The following is a 21,797-nucleotide window of genomic DNA, read 5'->3' on the forward strand; positions in this document are numbered from 1 at the left end:
AACTAGAGACAGCTCCTGCACTACCTGCTCCTCAGTGCGATCATCCGTTGACATTGGGTCCTTCATTGTTGATAACCTCACATATCCATAAGTTGGTAGCGCTCTTTTAATGGCCGAAGAACCCGCAATGTCTCCTCGTAGTTTTGCGAAAGTTTTCCAAACTCGTTCGCCCTCGACAGTTCACGAACGAGCAGACGGCGCTCGAGCTCGAAATTTATGGGTATGCCGTCTCTGGGAACCGCCAAGTAGTCAAAAATCTCCGCTCGCTCCTTTCCGTCGGCTTTCCGAAGCAAACGTCCGCGACGCTGAATGAACTGTCGGGGATTACTGCTGCTTGCCAACAGGTAGCCAGTACGTGCGTCCGGTATATCGACCCCCTCATCTAGGCAACGCATCGCGATCAGCACCTGAAGATCGTCGCCCCGTCCAAATCGTCGTAGTAGTTCTTTTCGTTCGGTTCTTGGTGTGTCGGAGACGTAGACGTGTGCGGTGAGTCGCATTTGGTTACCGATCAAGTCGGTGACCTCCCGCAGTTGATTAGGTCCGTCGGGCTCACCTGTGTTTGCTGGCCGTGCACCCTCGGCGCAATAGACAAGTTGGAACCAGGCGTCGCGGTGAGCTTTCAGATCACCGGCCAACGCGGCCAACTTGCCTGCCGCGTGCCCCAGTACTCCCGCTCGTTTGCGAAGAAGCAGTCCGAGCATGGATTCGGGATCTGCAGCCCCCAGTTCCTCGCCAGCAGCCATACGTACGGCAATTTTTGCTGAAAGCTCCGCGTAAAGCTCGGTTTCAGCCTCGTCCAGGGTGATTAGACGCGGATGGTAGTTATACCTACAAAGCGCGCCAATTTGAATCGCTTGATCGAGTCCGAGCTCGAAAAGCACGTTTCCAAAGTATGTGACTAGCGCGCTTGTCCCCAAATCGTCGTTCCAACGCTCTGGTGTTGCTGAAAGACCCAGTCGATAAGTGGCTTTAGCTGGCAGCATTGACCTCAACGACGCCGATCCGAGGTTATGTACCTCATCGGCGATGATGAGAAACGGCTGACCTATGCGGTCCATGATTGCCTGAAACTTATCGCCCGAAAATGACTTGTTGGTGGCTACCATCGCTACGAGCGGCCGGAGACCGAGCCTCATCTGGGTGAGCTGCTCTTCTACCACGGGCAGCCATGCGCGACTCGCTTCGTATACCGGAATTCCGCGTATTCCGAATTCACGCAGTTCTTTCATCCATTGATCGACTAGATGTTGAAGCGGTGCAACAATTAACACCACAAGAGGCTCTTCTCGTTGCTGCGAAATTGCTTCTGCAAGCTTGCACGCGGCTATCAGCGATGTCTTAGTTTTGCCGGTGCCTGTCGCCATCTTCAAGATTCCGCGACCTTGCTCAGCGAACCATGCGTCCACCGCCTTGCGTTGATAGTCGCGGATCCTTAAGGCCTCGGGTATCGCAAAGCGTTCCGGAGAGTCTTCGTCGGAAGCAGGGAATGCTAGAGCATCGGCGGTTGCTGGAAGGATGTATTTCCTCTCTTTTCCTAAGTCGATCAATCTATCTCGAGAAACTTCGGGAAAGTCCTCGACAGAGAGCATAGGCGTATTGTTTGCCCACAGAGTGTTGAAGTCATGTTCCAAACTAGCCGCGCGTTCCCCGTCGCCGTCGAGCCACCCCCGATACACTTCGATCGACTCAAAATTCGCCACCAGTCCGCCCGCCGTCTCGTTGCTGCTGCCTGTGAACGCGACCAGGTCCCCTGATGGGTCTCGAAATATGCCAAGCTTTTCATGATATATTCCGATGCGTCCTTCGTGTCTCACGAACGCGAGCTTGATATCAAGCTTCTCATCGGCAATTAGTCGACCAAGAAGCCCGAGCCCATCCAATACCGAAGCCGCATCTTCCAAATTCAAGACCCGCTCTGTGGCCCGTGTCAAGATGTCGCGGAGGCTGTAACCGCGCTCGATGTCGAGAACATCGTCTTGCGTCAAATTCGGCGAAGCAATGAGACGCATTTGACCGCCGTTTCTCGCGAATTTCTCGATCCCTCGTGAGTAGAGAGCCAAACTAGTAGAAGTAAAATATCCCACCGCTCGCGAGTAAGTGGAAGCAACTCGGAAAGCGGGCAAATAGAAGTCCTTGACAACGTCCCCGCGGTTGCTCCGATAGCGAGCATTTAGTGGAAGGTCACGAAGCCCCGGCTTCGTCTTCTTCTCCGTTGAGGTCATAGGAGATCCATAATCTCGTGCACATCAACATCGACATCAACTCTTGCAGCTTCCGTTGCGGACACGAAAAGATGGCGCGCATCCGTCAGAAGTTTCGCGATATCTTCGTCCCCACGCTCCCGGTAAGCCCCGATAATGCTATCCATGGGAGAGTCGTCGGGAAGTTCAACAGCCCGCGCTAGAGATAATCGAGCGCTTTCGATATCGCCAAAAGGTTCGGCGTCGATAAGGGTGAGGGCATCTTTAAGGGGCTCGCCGACCAGACTTCGGGCGAGTCTGAAACCGAATCTGCCTGACTCCTCAAGAACGAGAAATGCCTCTGCGTTAAGTTTCGCATCCGCGGCCAGGAGGAACCGCCGGATGGTTCCGAAGCTGGGTTGTATTCCTGTCCATGTAACTGTTTGCGGTCCGAGTGGAGATTCAAGTTGAACCATCTCTCCCGCGTTCAAACTAAGCAATGTCGCCACCGCCCTGGGAGCGATTGAGCCGCTGCCACGAAGATGGTCCGCGGTGACTTGAACCCGATACGCCCATCCATCATTTACTCTGAAAAGTCGACGTGTATTTGTGGGCGTTTTACGAGCGATCCGATCTGAGTCGCCAAACTGGACAAATCCATTTTTAATACTGAATGGAGGTGCGGACGCGTAGGCGACCACGCTATTAGCACTGACGCTATAGTTACGTGTGATAGATTCAACAATTTCCGACAAACGGATGTGGCCGCCTCCCGCGACAACTTGTTCCGTAATCAGGGACCGGATCCCCCCGTAAGCGTCCAAGCCCCACTCTTTCAGCGCCCATTTGTCGCGATCAACCCTCTCCAACCGCGGATCTAGGCCCATCGCGTTACGCAGAGCACCGAGTGTTCGTTCATGCGTGAACTCTTCGATTATTTCCTGAGCACTGAGTGGTCGTCCGCTAAGTGATAGGATCGCAGCAGCATAGTCACCTACGGACGACGTGCGCGTTAGGGCATAATCTTTGTAGACGACATACCCGCATTCCGACAGCCAGCGTGCACTTATTGCCGCTCTGCGAGACGCGTGTTGTGTTTCAATTATTGAAATCGTCTTCAAGTCGACGACTCCGTATGGATCTGAGAGTTCCTGCAAATGTGTGTTGGTAAGTTCGCGCACCGCATTAATGGTGGGAACGACACACCAGTCGCCCTCGATCTCGTACGCGTCGTCAAGTCGGTCAAAGAACCTCCAAGCTGGCTGACCTAATTGGGGAACGGTGTATCCAAGTGCAGGAAGGAGATCAACAATCTCGTCAAGCGGACGAATTGTCGACGTCATTCCCCGCACCGTCTTCGCTACAGCGGCCAGTGGAGCAGATTCTGATACTGCACTAGTCAGTGTGCCGCGAGCTTTTGCCTCAATCTGACGAATGCGCTCTCGGGTAACGCCGTGCTGGTGACCGATATCATCGAGGGTCATAGGTTTGTCGGCGAACAGACGCGCCGCGAGCACCTCTATTGCCCGCGAGTCGAGACGCAGTAATGTCTGGTCAATAAGAGAAGCAGCGTCTGCGACAGGTTTGTCGGCAACAACTTCTTTGGCAGTAAGCTGCTCGATTCGCTTTCTTGCGTCCACGATTCGGGCCGGTGTTCCAAGAGGAAACGGATCACCGAGAAGTTCCCTCTCAGGCAATCCGATAGTCGCAAACCAATGTGAAGCATAGATTAGGTCATCAATGAGCGATTTTGCCCAATCTGCAATAAAATTCGCATCATCTAGGCGTCGGCGATCGGTCGGCGCGTTTCTTGGGACGGTATCGCTAACCGCCGATGTTGGCTGACGCGTGGAAATTTCGGCCAGCACGCGAAACATCGATTCCGCAGTTCCGACGCCTATTTGGCGCCAGTCCAGCAACTCTTCTATAGAAATTCCTAGAATTTGCTCAGTAGTAACTGCTTCGAATCGAATAAAGGCATTGAGGGCCCGAGCTGGGAGGTTAAGCTTGAGGAGCTGGACGTCCGGGGAGAGCCCAGGAAAAATCTGGCCGACAGTCCACCGTGGAAGACGCTCCATCGCTAGTTCGACGACGGTTGCCATGCGTTGCTGCCGCGTGGCCGGGTCGACAGAGTCCAGCCGCTCGCTTGACCAGGAAATCTCGTTGGGTTGGTCAGCCTCTATGACGCCGGGAAGCCATGGGAACGCGTCCCCCCACGTTTGAGGATGAGTGTCCTCGTTTCGTTCAGCTGCCAGGGACATAGATCGGTTCTTCAACTTCCTGTAGTGCAGGTATGGCGCGAACCGCGGGGGAACGGAGTGCTCCCGCAACTGGTCAACCGAGAGGTATCAACGGCTGGGCTCGGGTTGGCGCCGGGTTAAACGATTGGTTCGGCTCACTCGGTTTGGTTGCGCACACGCGGTTGACTCTACGGCTACACCGGAAGCGTGTATCTGAAACGGACTCTCGCGGTACGGTCTAGACGGATGGCAACTAACTCTTCTCAGCCAGCGCACGCGCCAGAGCGGTTCACGGCACTGAACTCGGACCTGGCGCCGGCAGGGCCCGGAATCTACGCGTGGTATGCGCACGTGCCACTAGGCGTGAATGATTGGCGTCCGAACTTGGTCGATGGATCGGATGCGGCGGCTTCGGCGTTCCACCGAGGCCTATCGAAGTACGCCAGTGCTCATCGTCCGCCTCCGATCGAGCTAGTCGGTTCTGGAACCTACGATCTGAGGTGGGAGGGAACGCTTCACTTAGGTGCGGTCACAGATGCTCGCGCCGGTGAAGCGTCGTCGCTGCTGGGAGCGCGGATGGACTTCGTCATGGAGGACCCCGATTCTAGGCAGCGCCTGCTCAGCCTGATGCGCGCAGCTCCGCCAATTTTCGCTACACCCCTTTACATTGGGGTTGCCACCAACCTTCGCGCGCGTCTTGGTGAGCACAAGCGTGACTACGAGTCGGCAAAGGCCGCAATTCGTTCTGACCCGACTCGGAGTGCGCACATGCAATTCGAGGGAAAGTCGTTTGGTGAGAGATTGGCGGGTTGTGGGCTGACACTCGATTCTGTGGAGGTCTGGGTACTGCAAGCCCAGCTTCACGAGCCTGATCGGTCAGCGGAAACTCGTGCAGCAATGCCTGCGCGCGTGGTTGCACAGGCTGCCGAGTGGATCCTGCAACGAGTATTTCAACCTGCGCTCGGAAGGAAGTAACGTGGGTATCGGAAGCGCTAAGAATACTAGATCGTTTCAAGAGCGAGTTCAGGGCACTTTAGGCACCTTCGCAACGCCGGCCGGTCGAGTTGATTACCTTATGACCAAGGCTCGGCTGGGGGAGGACGCTACTGATCCGGAACGGCGTCTCACTCGACATCTAGTTCCTTTCCGCGAAGTCATTCCTTCGGAGGACCTCGACTTTAATCAGCTTTTGCAGAGGGACCTTGACGATCATCGCGTGGCCATAAATCTCGTACCGTATCTACTGAATCCGGCCAAAAATGGTCCCGCATTCTTTCCCCCAATTCTGGCGATTCTTCTGCCGTTTCAGTATCAGAGGCCATCTTCTTTCCCCGTATTAGACAACGTCGGCTCTGTCACAGATTCAGGTTTAGACTGGGATGAGAGTGTGGCGGGTGACGCCGTCAAGATGCGTCGGCTTCTCGTTGACGGCTCTCGCGAGGTTAATCCGATCCCGCTGGGAGAGGTTCATTGGAACTCCGAGTTTGCTCGCCTGGTCGTTGTCGATGGTCAACATCGCGCCATGGCCTTGTTAGCGGTAGATCGAACGATGCGATCGGCATGGCAAGGGACCCGGGGGGCTCGATATAAGTACTTTTACGAGTCCACTATTACGGATATGCTCAGCGACGGCGCGTCTGTCAGTGATCTCGAGGTGCCAGTAACTATTGTGTGGTTCCCCGAGATGTTTGGACCCGGGCATGAACCACATAAAGCGGCGCGAAAACTATTCGTCGATGTCAATAAGGAGGCGCGGACGCCAAGCGAGTCGCGCCTGATTCTTCTGTCGGACACGCAGCTGTCTAATATCTTTGTTCGGACGGCGCTGTCAACACTTCGGAACGATGCTGGAGGCGGGTTCCTGCCGCTTTATTCAATCGAGTACGACAACCCCGATACTAAGACAACCCAGTCCGCACGATGGTCCGCGATGACCAATATTCACGCACTCAAGCTCATGGTCCTAAGGGCAGTATTTGGTCCGCCAAAATATATCAATGATATGACGGCACAGATTGGCCGAAGAGAGCCGTTGGATGAAATGGACACATTCATGCGGATGCAGCTCGATGTCGAGACGCTATTTCCGGCAGTCGTCGATGAGAGCGAAGAGTTCGCGAGAACCTCGCTTGGAAATGCGGATTTCCCGGAATCGGCTGTCGAACCTATGTCGGCCCGATTTATGGAGACATGGGGTTTCTCCCTGCTAACTTTGCTGAGCGAAATCCACCCCTATCGGGCTCACGCCCAAGCTCTTAGGGTGCTAAAGCAAAATTGGATCGCCGATGACGCAATCTCGTCGTTGGCATTCGATGCAGTTTTCGGCGGCGTAGGGATGTTCTGGACTCTGCGTGAGGCTGCGACGCACTGGCAAGAAAACGTCGCAGCTCCTGGACGCTCTTCTACAGCTGAGAAGCCGGATGTCGTGCGAGCGTGGGAGCTTATCGCGGTGCGGCAGACTGAATTTGAGGAGTTGCGAGCAAAAGAGCTTCTTGGTTCTGCGTCGCGGAAGGACGATGCTGCCCGGGTCTATCAGGCGGTTAATACACACGCGTGCCAGCTTGGACTTGCGCTCTCGTTTGCAAGCTTATTCTGTGTGGCCCGCGAAGATGGTCTAACTCCCCAGGAGCTAGCCATTCCCCTGGCTTCGACGGTTAATTTCTGGATGAACAGTCGAACTCACGGAAAGTACGACAGACGATTGGCTCTATCGAAGCGAGCTTCTAATTCACCGAAGTGGCCGCTTAACCTTATCGCGAACATGGATATGCCGAGGGCAGTACAGTTCAGGTATTTTTGGCTAGAAATTTTCGCGTGTCCGGCTGGGGAGGAACATCTGACTGGTCTCATTCGCCGCGACAAGCTCGAAATTCTGAGAGACGAGGCACGAAGCGCTTATGTGGCTTATGTTACTCAAGAGAAGCAGAAGGCGTTGCGGACTACACGCCCGGAGCTCAATCTGCAGAATCGAGAGGAGCTTGCGCGGCGGGAAGCGAATCGTGAGATTCGAGAGGCACTTTTAAAATGGTTTGATTTAGATGAGGAAAAATTGGAGGCGTGGTTTTCGAGTTTGTCTGCTTCTCAGGAGTCGGTGATCGACCCAGAAAATGAAGTGGATGAGCCTTCTACCTTCGATGAGAATGATGCTTCGGTGGAATAGGTTCTTTTACTTTAGATATTGAGTCCGAGAATCGATTGCCGAGACCAGGTAGATGAAGATTTCCTTCGCAGGTCCTTGCGAATTTCGAGCGAAGCTCCTGAGCTCCTGAGCCCTTGAGCCTAATGATTTCACAAGCAAGCATTGTTCTAGTGCCGGGCGAGGCAGCGCGAAGTGATCTTATTTTGAGGATGATCGCCCGGCGTGGTTTGGTAAACACCGTCATTTCCTCGCAACCGGCCTTTAGCGCAGAGGTAGGGCGTCGGCTATTTGTCCGTCTAGCTGCACTCAAGCCTGAGACGCTTGCTGTTGCGATCGGTGCCCGGCTCGCGTGGTAGCCCGGTCTGTCCGACGAGACCGTCGACGAGCCGATCACGGCTCACACCCTGGTGGCGGCGTCGTGGGAGATCGCGCACCTGGACCGCTCGGCGATCTCTGCGCCGACACCGCTTGTGGCGGAGCTGCTGCGGATTCACGACGCGGCGGTGGCCTCGCTCGGCGATCGCTACTACCTGCCATGCGAAGCGCACCGTGCCGCGATGGCGAACCTTGACTCGCTCGGTGAGGTGCTCGTCTACTGCCCGACGCCGCGGACGCCGCAGGAAAAGGAACTGCTCGACGCGCTAGCTGCTCGGGGGACGGTGATTGATCCGCCCGAGCCGACGTTCGGGACGCAGGTCATCCATGCGTCGGACGCAGACGACGAGGTGCGGGCGATCGCGCGGCTTGTTCGGCAGCATCTGGCCGATGGGACGCCTGCACATCGGATCGGGATTCACTACGGATCGCGTGAGCCGTACCTGCGTCTACTGCACGAGCACCTTGGGGCCGCCGGTGTCGTATTCAATGGGCCGGCCGCAGAGGGTCTCGCGGACCGGCCGATTGCGCGTGCCCTTCGCACGTTGCTGAGCTTCGATCCCGACGACATCCCGCGACGGGAACTGCTCGACGCATCGTCCGAACGCGTTCTGATCCAGCCGCCGTTGGCCGACGAAGTGATGGGTCAGCCGCTCATCGAGAGACTGACCCGCAAGAAGGTCCCGATTGTGCGAGGTGACGATTGGGAACGGCTCGCGCCCGGACGGGTAGAGGGCAGCCACACGGCCGCCGCTGAAGCCCTGCATGCATGGGTCACTGAACTACGCCGTCAGCTCACGAAGATCCGCCAGGCAGCTAGTTGGACCGAGGTGTCCACAGCCCTCTCCGGCCTGATCGACTCGATGTTCCGATCGCCGGCCGATGAACTCGCCGCGCGAGACCTCGAGGCGATCCGCACCTTCATCGCCGACCTCACTCAGATCGACGGCATCGCGCCGGCGCCGACAGCCGCACGGATCGCAGATGCGGTGGACCGACGCATCCGATCGCACGTCGGGCGCGTCGGCACACGCGGCGTCGGCGTCAGCATCGGACCGCACAGCGACGGCGTCGGACGCGACCTCGACGTCAGCATCATCGTCGGCGCGGCGGAGGGGATCGTCCCCGCACGCCGCACCCCGAACCCGCTGCTCCCGCCCGAGGTCACCGGCATCACGCCCGCCGACGACATCGCCTACCAACGCGCCGTCTTCGAACGCACCCTCGCCGCCGGCGAACACCACCGCGTCATCACCTTCCCCCGCGGCAGCCTCCGCGGAGGCGCCGAGAAGGTCCCGTCACGCTGGCTGCTCCCGACGCTGGAACACCTCGCCGGCCACCCCGTCGGCATCACCAGCTGGGGCGACGACACCCGCGGCGTCGACGCCATCGTCACCGTCGAGTCCTTCGACTCAGCCGTCCAATCCGTCGACCCACGCCTCGGGACCAGCGCCGCGTCGGCCACCGAGTGGCGACAACGCGCCCTTGCCGTCGTCCCTGCACGCGAGCGCCGCGGTGTCCTCGACGACCCGATCGTCACCCTCGGCATGGCCATGCGCAGCGATCGCCTCAACGGCCGCTTCACTCGGTTCAACGGCAACGTCTCCGACGTTGCTGATCTGATCCGCGTATTCGACGAGCCCATCGCGGCAACCACACTCGAACGGTGGGTCGCCAGCCCGTATCGCTACTTCCTCACCGACATCCTCAAGGTGCGCGTCCTCGACGATCCCGACGCCGACCCGCAGATCGACGCGCTCACCAGCGGCAACGTCATCCACCGAACGCTGGAGAAGTACATCCAGGAGCGGATCGACGGCGGCGAGCCATCCCTGGACCGACTGCTGACACTGGCCGACGCCGAACTCGCACGGGAGCGCAATGATTCACCCGGCTGGCTCGCCCAGCTGTGGGAGCGCGACCGGGCGCGCATCCGCGCCGACATCGAGGACTTCTACGAACACGACCTCGCCGACCACGGCACCGGCTGGCGACCCCACGCCGTCGAGCACAAATTCGACGCGCTCGAGCTCGTTCTGCCCGGAGCGCCGATTACCCTGAGCGGTTTCATCGACCGCATCGACCTCCGTGAGGGAGCCGTACGCGTCACGGACTACAAGAGCGGCTCACCCAAGCCGTTCGGCGGGATCACCGCCGACGCACCCACCGACGGCGGAACCAAGTTCCAGCTCCCGATCTACGCTCACGCCGCCCGCGATCTCGGCGCCCCCGTCGACACCCGCTACTGGTTCATCACCCGCCAGGGTGGCTACGCGGAAGTCGGGTATCAGATCGACGATGCGGTTCAGGCCATCCTCGTCGACGACTTGCGCCTGGTCTGCGACGCGATCCGCGCCGGGTATTTCCCGCCGAAACCCGTCGAAAGTCATTGGGGTGACGACCTGCTCGAGCTCATCGGGATCGCCGGCCTCCGACGCAGCTGGACCAACCTCGACGACGTCGACGAGATCGCCGAGTACACAACGAAGTACGGGAAGTGACGATGACCGAGCAGGCACTCGTCGACGCCGCGGCCCGTCGACGCATCACCACCGACACCCGCAGCACGCTGTTCGTCGAAGCCGGCGCCGGTAGCGGCAAGACCCACGCGATGGTGTCGCGCATCTGCCGGCTCGTGATCGAGGACGGCGTCGACCTCGACCGCATCGCCGCCATCACCTTCACCGAGAAGGCCGCCGCCGAACTCCGCGAACGCGTGCGCGTCGAACTCGCCCAGCACAGTGGGGCCCACGCCGAACGAGCACTGCTCGCCGTCGACACAGCCGCACTCGGCACCCTGCACGCGTTCGCGGCGCGAGTCATCAGCGAACACCCGCTGGAGGCGCACGTGCCACCGCGGATCTCCGTCGTCGACGCACTCGGCTCGCAGCTCGGCTTCGACCACCGCTGGCAGCGGATCCGTGCGCAGCTCTTCGGTGACCGCGGCATGTGCCCACCGGATCTGGTCGCCGCGACAAGCATCATCCTCGCCGCCGGGGCGTCCATCGACCAGGTGCGCGGGTACGCCGATGCGCTCGACCAGAGCTGGGACAGGCTCGTCGTCGGCGAGTCAGCGCCAGCTCTCGCCGAAGCCGACATCAGCGAGATCGAGTCGCTCGTCGACGATCTCCGCCGACTGTTGGGCGACTGCTCTGACATGGAAGACGGACTCGCCGTGCGAATCTCCGAGGTGCTCGCTTGGCGTGATGATCTGCGCGCAGGAATCGACACAGATCGCTGGGTGGCCCTGGCGCTCGCTGCGCCGGGCGCGCCGAACAAGGGGAAGGGAGCGTGCTGGACCGGTGGCGCCGCGCGCGTCAAGGAGATCAAGGAACAGCTGCGCGAGCTGAAGGCCCTCGGTCCAGAGGTGGCCGGACGCTACATCGGCAGCGCCGTCGCCGTTCTGACTCATCACCTGTCGCGGACCATTCTCGACGAGGCCGACGCGCGACGGCGGACAGGCGCGTTGGAGTTCCACTACCTGTTGGTACTGGGTCGCAACGTCACTCGTGACCCGGCGGTGCAGGAGGCGGTGCACGCACGGTACGAGCGGATCATGCTCGACGAGTTCCAGGACACCGGCCCGCTGCAGCTCGAACTGGTGAACAACATCGTCGCCGGGGCCGACGTCACGGGGCGCCTGTTCACCGTCGGTGATCCGAAGCAGTCCATCTACCGCTTCCGTCGCGCCGACATCGCCGCGTACATGACTGCACGGGAGGCGACGCCGGCGTCCGACATCGTCAGCCTCACGACAAACTTCCGGTCGACGGTGCCCGTCATCTCCTGGGTGAACCAGGTGTTCGGCGCGCTCATCGCTGCAGAGCCGCGGATCCAGCCGGAGTATCAACCGCTCGACGCCGCATCGGGTCGCCCGGAGTGGGGCCCCGCCGGCGGATCGGGTGCGTTCGTCTTCGCGGACACGGCCGACGTCACTGAGGACGAGGCGACCCTCAGCGGCAGCGAGCTCGCGCGGACGCGGGAAGCCCGCGACGTCGCGCAGATCATCTACACCGCGGTGACCGCCGGGTGGCGCAAGGAGGTGCGTGCCGGCGCCGGCTACACGCACGAGCCGATCAATCTGCGGGACATCTGCATCCTCATCCCGTCGCGCACGGTGTTGCCCTACCTCGAACGGTCGCTCGACGGCGCGGGTATCGAGTTCCGCTCCGAGGCATCGTCGCTCGTGTACTCGACGCAGGAGGTCCACGATCTGCTGCTGACTGCGCGGGCGCTGGCGAACACGGCCGACGAGGCGGCCCTCGTCGGTGCGCTGCGTACTCCGCTGTTCGGGTGTGGTGACGACGACCTGCTGCGCTGGAATACCGCAGGGGGTCAATGGAACTGGTACGGCGATCCCCCGGCCGGACAGGAGGAGTCACCCGTCGCCGCCGGGTTGCGCTACCTGCGCGAGGTGTGGTTCGAGCTGGGGCAGCTGACGCCGGGGCGCCTGCTGAGCAAGCTCGCCGTCGATCGCCGGGTGTTCGAGGTGTCGATGGATTCACCGCGACACCGAGACGTCTGGCGGCGGCTGCGGTTCGTCGTCGATCAGGCGCACGCCTGGTACGAGGAGGACCGCGGATCGCTGCGCGAGTACCTCGACTGGGCGGCGACGCAGCAGGAGGAGACCGCGCGCGTCGCCGAGGCGGTGCTGCCGGAGATCGGCGTGAATGCGGTCCGCATCATGACGATTCACGCCGCGAAGGGTCTGCAGTTCCCGATGGTGGTGCTCGCCGGGATGAGTGGGGGAGTGCGGCGTGCGGCCGAGGCGCTGATCGTCGACGACGACGGCGTCATGCACTCCTACATCTCGAAGGGTGCCAAGAGCGTCGACTATGACACTGCAAACGCACGCGAGAAGCAGCATGCGATGGCCGAGCGGATCCGGCTGCTGTACGTCGCGTGCACGCGGGCCGAGTCGCAGCTTGCGGTGTCGGGGTACGGCGGCACTCGCGATGCGTGGAGCGCGGTCCTGCAGCCCGGGCTCGACGCCGTCGTCGATCCGGTGACGCCGGAGCTTCGCGACGTTCAGCGGCTCGAGGAGCCGGTCGTCGAGCGGTCGACGGGCGGGGAAACCTGGGATGAGTGGGTCGCGACGACCGCAGTGGTGCAGGAGAACTCGTCGAAGGTGTCGCTGATGTCGGTGACGTCGATCGTGCACGGGGAGTCGCCGGCTCAGGCTGCCGTGAAAGGTGGGTACGCGGTGCCGCCGCGACCGGACGACGAGGTGTTGCCGGCGTTGACCGGAGCTGTCGATCACGGCAAGCAGGTCGGGACCGCGCTGCACGCTGTCCTCGACACGATTGGGCTCGTCGAGCCGGATGACCCGTCGGTGGCGGAGGTCGCCGAGGCCATCGGCCGGAGAGCGGGTGTCTTCGACATCGAGGCGTTCACTGCGATGGTGCGATCGACGCTGGCGAGCGACGTCGTTCGACGAGCTGCCGCCTCCGAGCACTGGACCGAGATGCCGCTGTACGGAATGGCGCCGAATGGTGAGACCGCGATCGAGGGCATCGCCGACCTCGTCTACCGCGACAACGGTGACCTGGTCATCGCCGACTACAAGACCGACCTCGGCGTCACCGCCGCCACCTTCGACGCCTACTTCACCCAGCCCGGCATTTACGCGTCGCCGCTGTCGAAGGCGACGGGGGAGCGAGTAGGCCGAGTTGAACTCGTCTTATGTCGCGCAAACGGCTCATCCGTGATGACTCGCGTGTTGGACTGAATAGTGATCGAAATCGGGAAACCCTTGCCTGCGTCGAACGCGCGACGAGTCGCCCCGCGAACGTCGAGCCATCGCATAGATGCGTCGACTCGTACAGTTCGAGAAATGGCTGTTCGTCGAGCGCGAAAGAATTCGGTAGACGGGACGATCCCGCGACCGTGCGGCAAGATCGCCTAACATGTGTGTGTATCCGATGCCGATTTCCCAGACGGAGCGGCTGGACCCATCTTTACTCGGCAACGAGCCAGAGTCGCTCGACCCGTACCAAGCGTTGACAACCAGCCTGACCACGTTTCGGTCGATCGTCGACGGGCTTCGCGACCGCGCTGTCCACGAGGCGGAGGATGCCTTCGTCGCCGGGACCAATGCTCTCAGCCACATCGAGTCAACTGCAACGCCCACACAGCCAGAGCAAACTCGGCCGCTGATGCGTGTGGTGATGATGGGGCGGACCATGGCAGGCAAGTCATCCCTGCTCGCCGCATTGACGGACTCGCATCAGGATCGAATAGGTGACGGGCGCCAGCGCTTCTCCCGAGACGTTCTCGGAGCAGCGGCCTCTGCGGGGGGTCAGATCGAGGTGGTTGACACTCCGGGGGTCGGGGCCCAAGACGGCGCTGATGACACGGAGATGGCCCTCGATGCTGCGCGAACCGCAGATGTAATTCTGTGGGTGAACAGCAGCGACTCAATCCAGCAGGAGTCTGCCACTACCTTGAAGTACCTGGCAGCGATTGGGAAGCCGATCATCGTTGTGATCAACTGCCGACAATCGCTCGGGGGCGTCGGCGAACTGAACCTCCTCCGTTTTCCCAACCGCGTCTTCGGCGACAAGGAGGGTCTTGTCGACGAGATCAAACGGCATTTGGCTGACGTGGGCGTGCAACCCCTTGCGGTCGTGCGCGTCCACGCGCTCGCCGCGTCGCAATCATTCGTCGGTGGCGCCCGCGGTACCCAACTTCGAGATGCGAGTCGAATTGACGACCTGACGGCAGCACTCCAGCGGGAGCACGATGCCAACCGTGAGATCCGCCGTACCCTCCGCCTCGTCGACCGGGAGCGCGCACATGCGCACGCTATCGCCTGTTCCCTTGAGGCAGGAGCGGCCACTTTTCGCCAACAGGCGGAGCAGGACCGTGCTTCAACGGAAGATGCGCACGCGCGACTCCAGCGTGTGGTGCGCGCGACAGGCGAAAAAATGGAGTCGGACATCGAAATCTTGGTGGGCCGACGTCGCGATTGGCACCTCAAAGTAACCGACTTCGGGAAGTCACTCGAAGCGCGATGGTTCCGTACGCTGGCCGCTCTCAGGGACGAATTACAAACGACCCTGCAAGAGCGGCTGATCGGCCTCGCTGATGAGATCAAGTCCACGATCGAAGAAGCCAACACGGAGTGGGCAGAGGTGGCTCACGAGCAGTTTCATTTTCGCGAGCTTTCGGACCCAGACGCTGTGTGGGGCAACCGGATTCTGCGAGCAGGGGTCGGGATAGGCGGCGCAGCGGCCATGATCGGAATCGGCGCGCTGGCGGCAGGCCCGGTGGGATTTGCGATCGCCGCCGTCGGCAGTCCCGTGCTCGGCGCCGTGTTGAGACCGTTGAAGCGGGTCCCTGACCGCGTTTTTCAGGGCAAGGCCGCCGTACTGCGAAAGAGACGCGGCGAGGTGGGTAAACAGGTCGGCCCGATCCTGGATGACCTCGCTGAGCACTATCGGACGGCGATAGGAGCTCGACTCGCGGATTTGTATGACTTTCTGTCGCGGGAGCGTGCGCGCGACGACCGACATTGCGCCGCGCTGGATCGTCTGGCCGAAGTGTGGGCCGACGGCGCCGACGAATTGCGTGCGCTGTTACGCAAACTCGACCGAGACACTGCCTCGGCTCTACTCCGCATCGGAGGCTGCGAGGACCTCGCGAGTTCCGTCAAAAAAGCGACCCGGGTCCCAGGAGTCTGCATTCTGGTCGAGTTCGAGCAGTCTGCTTCTGTCGAGTCACTCCCGGCCAATATCGGCGAGCGCCTCGCCGGCGGCAGCACTCAGACGCTCGGAAGCGAGCCATCAAGCGCAGTGTCGTATGTGCGCGGTCTCGTCGACGCAGCAGTTGAGATCGTCAAGGTGGATAACACCTGCGCCGTGATTCGCGTCGACGCTGACGTTCCAAGTTCGGTCACCCGAGCGTGGTCTGAAGGTCTGAGTTCTCACGTCGGGAAGCAGATTCAGATCGAGTCAAGCCGAAGGACCAGAACCCCATGACTCCGAACTTGTTCAAAGAATCCTCGCGCGCTGCACGCGTCCTGAGTACCGAGCTCCGAAACATCCTTGAGGATCTCGATCCAATGCTCGGCCAGCCACTGCTTGATCGTATGTCGGTAGAAGCGCACCCCACTCCGCTCTTGGTGTTCACGGGTTATCACAGCGCAGGCAAATCGACGCTGATCGAGGCGCTGACGAATAGAGCATTCAGGATCCCAATCGGCTCGGGCGTCACCACCGACAAGGTCACCGAGTACGACTGGGACGGCGACGTGCGGCTGGTGGACACGCCTGGTGTGCACGCCGATCGGCCAGGCCACGACGAACTTGCCGAGCGAGCGCTGGCAGCGGCGGACCTCGTGCTGTTCGCCGTGCCCGTCGAACTTTTCGACGATGTGCTCGTCACGCATCTCCGCGACGTGCTCGGGAGGCTCGCGAAGTCGCGTCAGACGCTTATCGTCATCACGAAGGCGGGGACGATGGACGCTGCTCCCGGGCACCGCGAAGCGGCGATCAAGGATGCACTTGGCTCGTTCGAAGAAGTGCCCTGGGTCGAGTGCGACGCTCAGTATTACCTCGATGGCCTCGACTTGAGTGAAACCTCCCCGAGCGACTCCCAAGCCTTCATCCAGGCGTCCGGATTGGCGAAATTGTCAGCCCTCATCAACAGCTTCGCCAGCCGGAACGGCGAACTAGGCAGGTTGAGCCAGCCACTGCAGCTCCTCGTAGCCATCTCGCTCGAGGCGTCGGCCTTGCTAACTGAAGACCCGAGCGCCCAAGCAGCCCTCTCGGTTCTTGCGCGCCATCGTCTCACGCTGTCCAAGAGGCGGATCCATCTCAGTGATCTCCTGAGTGAACGATCAGCTGTGTTCTGTAATGACGCCATACGAGCCGCAACCGAATTCGCGGACGCCATCGAGCGCGACGAAGAATCCGGCGAGCTCTCGGACGTGGTGCTTTCGACCCACACGGCAGCACTCAACGAGGCCCTCGGCGCGGCGCTCGAGCGGTTCCGGACCTCCGTGAAGCAGGTTCTCGAGATTCAGTTCGATGACCTTGCCTCAGAGGTTCTTGCGATCGCAGCGACCCCGTACGGCCGCATCGCAGGCAATATCGCCGACCCGGAGACCGCCGACTTCGAAAGCCAAGAGGTGCTTGTACGGCCGGGCAAAGCGGGAGCGCCAGCTGCTCCGCGTTGGAGAGGTGACCTCTCGAAGTACCTGAACCAGTTTGGCAAGTTCTGGGGTGCCGGGAGCGGAGTTAAGGGTGCCGCCGGAAGCAATGGGCACGGGGTCGTGCTGAAGATTGGCCACGCTTTCGGCAAGAAATTCAAGCCATGGGAGGCTGTCAAAGCCGCGAACTCAATCGGCAAAGCAGCCAAGGTCGGCGGAGCCGTCGTCGGTGTCGGGCTTGAAGCTTACGGTGTCTACGCCCACGAGCGCGCAGCCGTCAAGGCGGAGAACGCCCGTAACGATCGGCGTCGAAGCGTCACGCAGCAGATCATGGCTCAAGCTGAAGCCATCGTTACTGATGCAATTGACACGATCGGGAAGGATTTGGACGGAATTTTCAGGCCCGAGTTTCAACGCATCGACGCGATGGCTGAGGAGATACAAGAAGCGCAGTCAACACGCACCGACCTTCGTGATCGCCTCGTTTCGATCCGGGCCCAGGCCAGCTCAACCCTAGTCGCGTTGGCGTCGTCAACCGCCGAAGTCGACCAAGTCGCCCTAGAGGGGGAGCCGTGAGCCACCCCCCCCGGGGAGTACGACCGCCGGCTTCAGCCAGGTCGGCCGGCGTGAGCTTCAGGGCGACGTTTGAAAGGTTGTCGACGGCCACTGGTGAGAGATCGTCGATGGCGCTGTCGAGTCTCTCGGCGAGGGACTGGCAGATGCACTTCTGAGATTCCGAATTGCCCTCCTGCCAACAAGAGCCGATTGCTCGCAGTTGGAGAAGGTCGCAATGTCGGCTCCCAGGGGGTTCCGGAACCGGAGCGTTGTTTCTGTGGGAGCGTCTTCCGTCACCCCTCCTCCTGGCCACCACTTCGCTGTCCGTAGAGGACCGACAAGCGATAAAGGCTGTTGAGAGGCGCGCGCGGCTCATTAATGCAGCGGTTACATGGCCGCGGCCTGCGGGATTGTCGAGAGAGTCACCTCGTCAGTGAATGCTCTGGAATGTTCCTCGTGCGTTGTCATGCTTGGGCGGTAGAGCGACGGCGGATTCGAGCGCGACAGCGTGCTTCTCTCGACCTATCTACTCACGAGCGCCCCCCGCTGCTACCACTCACTGGTCTCAAGAGCCGTCTGATGCGTCTCGGCGATGGACACCAGCTGCCCGACGGTCAGGTTCGCCGCCGGAATGCTTCGGTAGATAAAGGCTGGATCGAAGCGATTGAATCCGTCGACGGGTCCAGCAGACGCCGCCGATGTCCCGAGGGTCGCCGCGATACTGTTGAATTCGAACAGCCCGGGGTGGGCGCTCCCCCAGTCGATCCGCTTCTGGCGTGCTGCATCGGTGCTGCCTGCCAGCGTCGGGATGTTCGCGAAGAGGCGCAGTCTTCCGCCTTGCAGCTGCCAACCTGCAGCTGTCGTCTTCTTGTATCCGGTCTTCGTGTAGAACGCCTCGACGAGCGGGAGCGAGTTCGACATCCCCGGTCTTACCGACCGGCGAAGTTTGGTCTCCGCAAGACGCGACCTGACGTAGGCGGCGATCGCGTCGGCCTGAAGCTTCGCCAGTGACCTCCGGATCTGATTACCGAAGGAGTCGTCGTCGGGGACCAGGATTCCCGCGTACGGGATGGAGTCGTCTGAGATATGAGTGACACTGCTGGCGAGTTCGTCCAGGGACTCGATCAACGAACAGTACAGAGCGACCGTCAACCACTCGTACGACGTCGAGTCACCAGGAATGCTGCTCCGCATCATCTTCGCGAGATCGGCGTAGGAGACGCGCGTCCACGTCACCTTCTCGTCGTTCTTCCGCCCTTTGGCGGTGTACTCGCCCTCCGGCCAGCCGGGATCGGCAAGGCTGAGCAGCACGGGTCGTGCTCCGGACAGATCTTTCGACTTCCGGATCTTCGCCGAGTAGAGGTGCAGCTGTTCCGTGTCAGGGAGGCTGAACACTTTGTTCTCGAGGACGAAGCCCTTGCCTGCGTCGTCCAGAACCACCAGATCCAGGTTCTTGCTCTCCCGTTGAATCGATGCGGCATGGTTCGGCGTCTCGTCGAGGCCGGCAAGTGATTGAAAGACGGGCATTGCCTCCGGGGCCATGACGTCGAAATACCAAGCAAGGAGGTTCGAGTGGAAAAGCTCCCTCGAACCAGGCATGAGCCGAGCGAGTGGATTGGAACGAAGGTCGGAGATCGCGGTGGTCACCGGGCCCGGCGCGGGTGCGTCCCCAGCGGAGCCGTCGGAGATGATGACATCAAACATCCGCGGGTCCGTCTGCCACCTATTGGTGGGGCCCACGGCCTCGTCGTCGAGCACGTACATCGCGATGGCTACTCGGGAGAGGGTCGTCCCTGTTTTCTCCGCGACGTCCCACTCGACCACGGCAAGCTGATCGACGCGAACGGACTCGTAGTCGAGCAGATCAAAGGGCAGATTATCGTCGGGGTGCATGGGTATCCAGTCGCCCAGATCTCGATAGAAGCACCCTGATGTGGTGCTCAGATAGAGGATCCTGGCGACCTTGTCGTCAGCGTCGATCAGCGCCTCGAACGAATCCGTACTCACGCGCTTCACGATGCCCGATGTTGCCCACCCCGGTAGGGCGATCTGATCGATCAGGGCGGCCACGATTCAGCGCTGGTCGTTCTCCAGATCGATCTGCTGGGCGTCCGCCGGCACCAGTCCGTTGCTCTCGAGGAATGTAACCAGGTTGCGGGCCAGGTCTCGCTCCGCGATTAGGGCGGTGAGGGATCGGGACTTCGGGTCGCTGATCGGCTCCACCGTGTTCACCTGTGCCGAAAGCTCGGCGGAGACCGCAGTTGCTTTTCGCCAGATGTCCTCGTCGTAGTCGTGTCCGAACTTGTGCTGCGCATATGCGACTGCGGTAGCGAGCAGCAGCTGACCGGAGTTCAGTCGTGCGCCGTCGACTCTTCCGCCGACAGCGGCTGCGGTCGTGATCGCCGCGCCGGTTCCTGCGATCCCGCCGATCGCCGCAATACCGCCGGCCATTCCGCCGGGTCCGAGCGCGGCCAACCCGCCGCTCAGGGCAGCCGCGCCGGCCGCCCCCGTAGGTGCCAGGGCGAACAGGCTGTAGGGCGCAATCGCGATGACCGCGACCCCGGCGGCCGCGAAAGCAATACGGCCCCAATTCGCCCCGGGCTTGGTCATCTTGGTGATCGTCGCGTTGAACGCGCGAACGACTGACTCCAACTCGCCACCGAAGCCGGGCGGTAGCCCGGACTTCGAAGCGATCGACGGAAGCGCCTTGAACGCAGCATCCTCGATGTCGATCTCAAACGGAGCGATGAGGTCACTGAGCGCGAGGATCGTCAGCTGCTCGATCAGTCCCTTGACCGTCCAGTAGTTCGGGATGCCGGGAGTCTTCCCCTCGGCGAGCTGGTGGAATTCGCGGGGGAGTGGGATCCCGTTCGAGTCGGCCTCCCAGATCTCTGCGACCAGTTCGGCGCGCTTGATGCGTGCTGCTTCTGCGTAACGCGGCTGTACCTTTTTGTCTGTGATCGCATCTCGAACTGCATAGCGAAAATGCAGCTCGAGAATCAGCGCTGCCAGATCATCGTTCAGCGACGTCGTGACGCGGCTGGTGCGAGGAGGCGTCAGCGGTGAACTGTGGAACGCAGTTCCGACGGCGCGCGCTACGGCGGTGTTTCGCAGATACACCTTCGAGCGGTGTCCGGCCCCACCGATGTCGACGCGGAAGTCTTGGACGTCGGCGAAGACGCCCGCGAGTCCGCGAGCACGTGTCACCGGATCGCGAGGGCTGAAGAAGTTCAGCCAGGAATCTGTCGAACCGTAGGGGAAGTTCCCGATCAGTTCTCGCCTCGACGTGGTGAAGAGCGCTGTGTTGGCCGGGCTTCCGATGGTGACCACCCGTCGGACATCGATGTTCCTGGGGAGACGACTGATCAGATCGACGGTCACCACGCTGCCCAAGCTGTGTCCGACGATGACGACCTCACCCTCGGCGGGCAGTTGCGAGAGCACTCGTTGCAGGACGGCTCCGCGGATGCCCTTCTGGTAGGCGTATGCCTTGATCTGGCCGATCTCGTTGGCAAAAAGTTTCTCGGGAAGGGCACCTTTCAACTTGCCAAGCGCCCACTCTGGTGGTTCGACGTCCAGAAGCGGAAATCCCAGGCTTTGCACCGACGGGTCTGCGCCGACGGCCCTTGCGGCCTCGATCTGCCGGTTCAGGAATTCGGCGCGCTCGGCGGAGACATCGGCCTTGGCGCCCTGAGCTGTCGGCTTCGGGATGGGAGCTTCCGCGTCAGGCGACAACAAGATGTCTGCGTACAGCGGCGCGATGATGTCGTCATCGCTGATCGGAGAAAGTTTCTGCGCTTCGAGGCCCTCGTTGAGGCCGGCGAGCCATCCGCGGTCGACGTCACCGTCGCCGACGCCGTGCAGATACACAAGTTTCATCAAGGCCCTTCGGCTCGTACAGATACACCGTCGACGTGCTGCCGTGTTCAGCGAATCCGTCGGAGCCGGCACCGCTGTCAGGATTACGGAGCTTAGGTCGACACCCCGACACATTCCCCATGTCGTGTTTGTCCGTCCTGTTTTATCAGATCGCTAACCGACGACATTGCTTCGTGAAGATGAACCTGCCAGCGAGATGGCGTGGATGAGTTGTGGCAACCGAGCCTGTGGACAGTGCAACGCGCTCGCCGACGTCGAACTGTACTGTCTTACGG

10 protein-coding genes are annotated in these 21,797 nt (G+C 61.0%); 5 read left to right on the plus strand and 5 right to left on the minus strand.

Annotation, left to right across the window (positions count from 1 at the left end; all coding sequences use genetic code 11):
• Positions 1 to 77 precede the first annotated feature (77 nt).
• A complete protein-coding gene (locus Q1A98_RS15655) occupies positions 78 to 2,225 on the minus strand; it encodes a DEAD/DEAH box helicase family protein (protein WP_299575216.1) in 2,148 nt (715 codons plus the stop codon).
• Positions 2,222 to 4,444 carry a sigma factor-like helix-turn-helix DNA-binding protein gene (locus Q1A98_RS15660; RefSeq protein WP_299575218.1) on the minus strand — a complete coding sequence of 741 codons (2,223 nt, stop codon included), beginning with the start codon at positions 4,442 to 4,444 and terminating at the stop codon, positions 2,222 to 2,224. The genes Q1A98_RS15655 and Q1A98_RS15660 overlap by 4 nt, the downstream gene beginning before the upstream one ends.
• Positions 4,445 to 5,639: 1,195 nt before the next feature.
• Between Q1A98_RS15660 and Q1A98_RS15665 the strand changes: the two genes are divergently transcribed.
• The gene (locus Q1A98_RS15665) at positions 5,640 to 7,583 is read left to right on the plus strand and encodes a hypothetical protein (protein WP_366943468.1); all 1,944 of its coding nucleotides are present in this window, start codon (positions 5,640 to 5,642) and stop codon (positions 7,581 to 7,583) included.
• 803 nt (positions 7,584 to 8,386) lie between these two features.
• On the opposite strand, the gene Q1A98_RS15670 is transcribed toward Q1A98_RS15665, so the two are convergent.
• Entirely contained in the window at positions 8,387 to 8,704 is a 318-nt protein-coding gene (locus Q1A98_RS15670) for a hypothetical protein (protein ID WP_299575222.1), read from the minus strand.
• 63 nt (positions 8,705 to 8,767) lie between these two features.
• On the opposite strand from Q1A98_RS15670, the gene Q1A98_RS15675 reads away from it, so the two are divergent.
• From Q1A98_RS15675 to Q1A98_RS15690, 4 genes are all read left to right on the plus strand, one after another.
• Positions 8,768 to 10,438, plus strand: coding sequence for a PD-(D/E)XK nuclease family protein (locus Q1A98_RS15675; RefSeq protein WP_299575224.1), 1,671 nt, complete (start codon positions 8,768 to 8,770; stop codon positions 10,436 to 10,438).
• 2 nt (positions 10,439 to 10,440) lie between these two features.
• A complete protein-coding gene (locus tag Q1A98_RS15680) occupies positions 10,441 to 13,665 on the plus strand; it encodes an exodeoxyribonuclease V subunit beta (RefSeq protein ID WP_299575226.1) in 3,225 nt (1,074 codons plus the stop codon).
• 193 nt (positions 13,666 to 13,858) lie between these two features.
• Positions 13,859 to 15,916 carry a GTPase gene (locus Q1A98_RS15685; RefSeq protein WP_299575227.1) on the plus strand — a complete coding sequence of 686 codons (2,058 nt, stop codon included), beginning with the start codon at positions 13,859 to 13,861 and terminating at the stop codon, positions 15,914 to 15,916.
• Positions 15,913 to 17,664: a GTPase domain-containing protein gene (locus tag Q1A98_RS15690; RefSeq protein WP_299575229.1), complete on the plus strand. Its 1,752-nt coding sequence runs from the start codon at positions 15,913 to 15,915 to the stop codon at positions 17,662 to 17,664. Before Q1A98_RS15685 ends, Q1A98_RS15690 begins: the two co-directional genes overlap by 4 nt.
• Before the next feature lie 528 nt (positions 17,665 to 18,192).
• On the opposite strand, the gene Q1A98_RS15695 is transcribed toward Q1A98_RS15690, so the two are convergent.
• The gene (locus Q1A98_RS15695) at positions 18,193 to 19,713 is read right to left on the minus strand and encodes a PD-(D/E)XK nuclease family protein (RefSeq protein WP_299575231.1); all 1,521 of its coding nucleotides are present in this window, start codon (positions 19,711 to 19,713) and stop codon (positions 18,193 to 18,195) included.
• 3 nt (positions 19,714 to 19,716) lie between these two features.
• On the minus strand, positions 19,717 to 21,522 hold the full coding sequence (locus Q1A98_RS15700; protein WP_299575233.1) for a hypothetical protein: 1,806 nt from the start codon (positions 21,520 to 21,522) through the stop codon (positions 19,717 to 19,719).
• Positions 21,523 to 21,797 lie beyond the last annotated feature (275 nt).

Origin of the sequence: uncultured Williamsia sp. (assembly GCF_947494875.1) — a bacterium.
GTDB lineage: Bacteria > Actinomycetota > Actinomycetes > Mycobacteriales > Mycobacteriaceae > Williamsia_A.

Bases quoted from the DNA above. Each gene is read 5' to 3' on its own strand.
- Q1A98_RS15655 (WP_299575216.1), bottom strand. From the start codon at position 2,225: ATGACCTCAACGGAGAAGAAGACGAAGCCGGGGCTTCGTGACCTTCCA.
- Q1A98_RS15660 (WP_299575218.1), bottom strand. From the start codon at position 4,444: ATGTCCCTGGCAGCTGAACGAAACGAGGACACTCATCCTCAAACGTGG.
- Q1A98_RS15670 (WP_299575222.1), bottom strand. From the start codon at position 8,704: ATGCAGGGCTTCAGCGGCGGCCGTGTGGCTGCCCTCTACCCGTCCGGG.
- Q1A98_RS15680 (WP_299575226.1), top strand. From the start codon at position 10,441: ATGACCGAGCAGGCACTCGTCGACGCCGCGGCCCGTCGACGCATCACC.
- Q1A98_RS15685 (WP_299575227.1), top strand. From the start codon at position 13,859: ATGCCGATTTCCCAGACGGAGCGGCTGGACCCATCTTTACTCGGCAAC.
- Q1A98_RS15690 (WP_299575229.1), top strand. From the start codon at position 15,913: ATGACTCCGAACTTGTTCAAAGAATCCTCGCGCGCTGCACGCGTCCTG.
- Q1A98_RS15700 (WP_299575233.1), bottom strand. From the start codon at position 21,522: ATGAAACTTGTGTATCTGCACGGCGTCGGCGACGGTGACGTCGACCGC.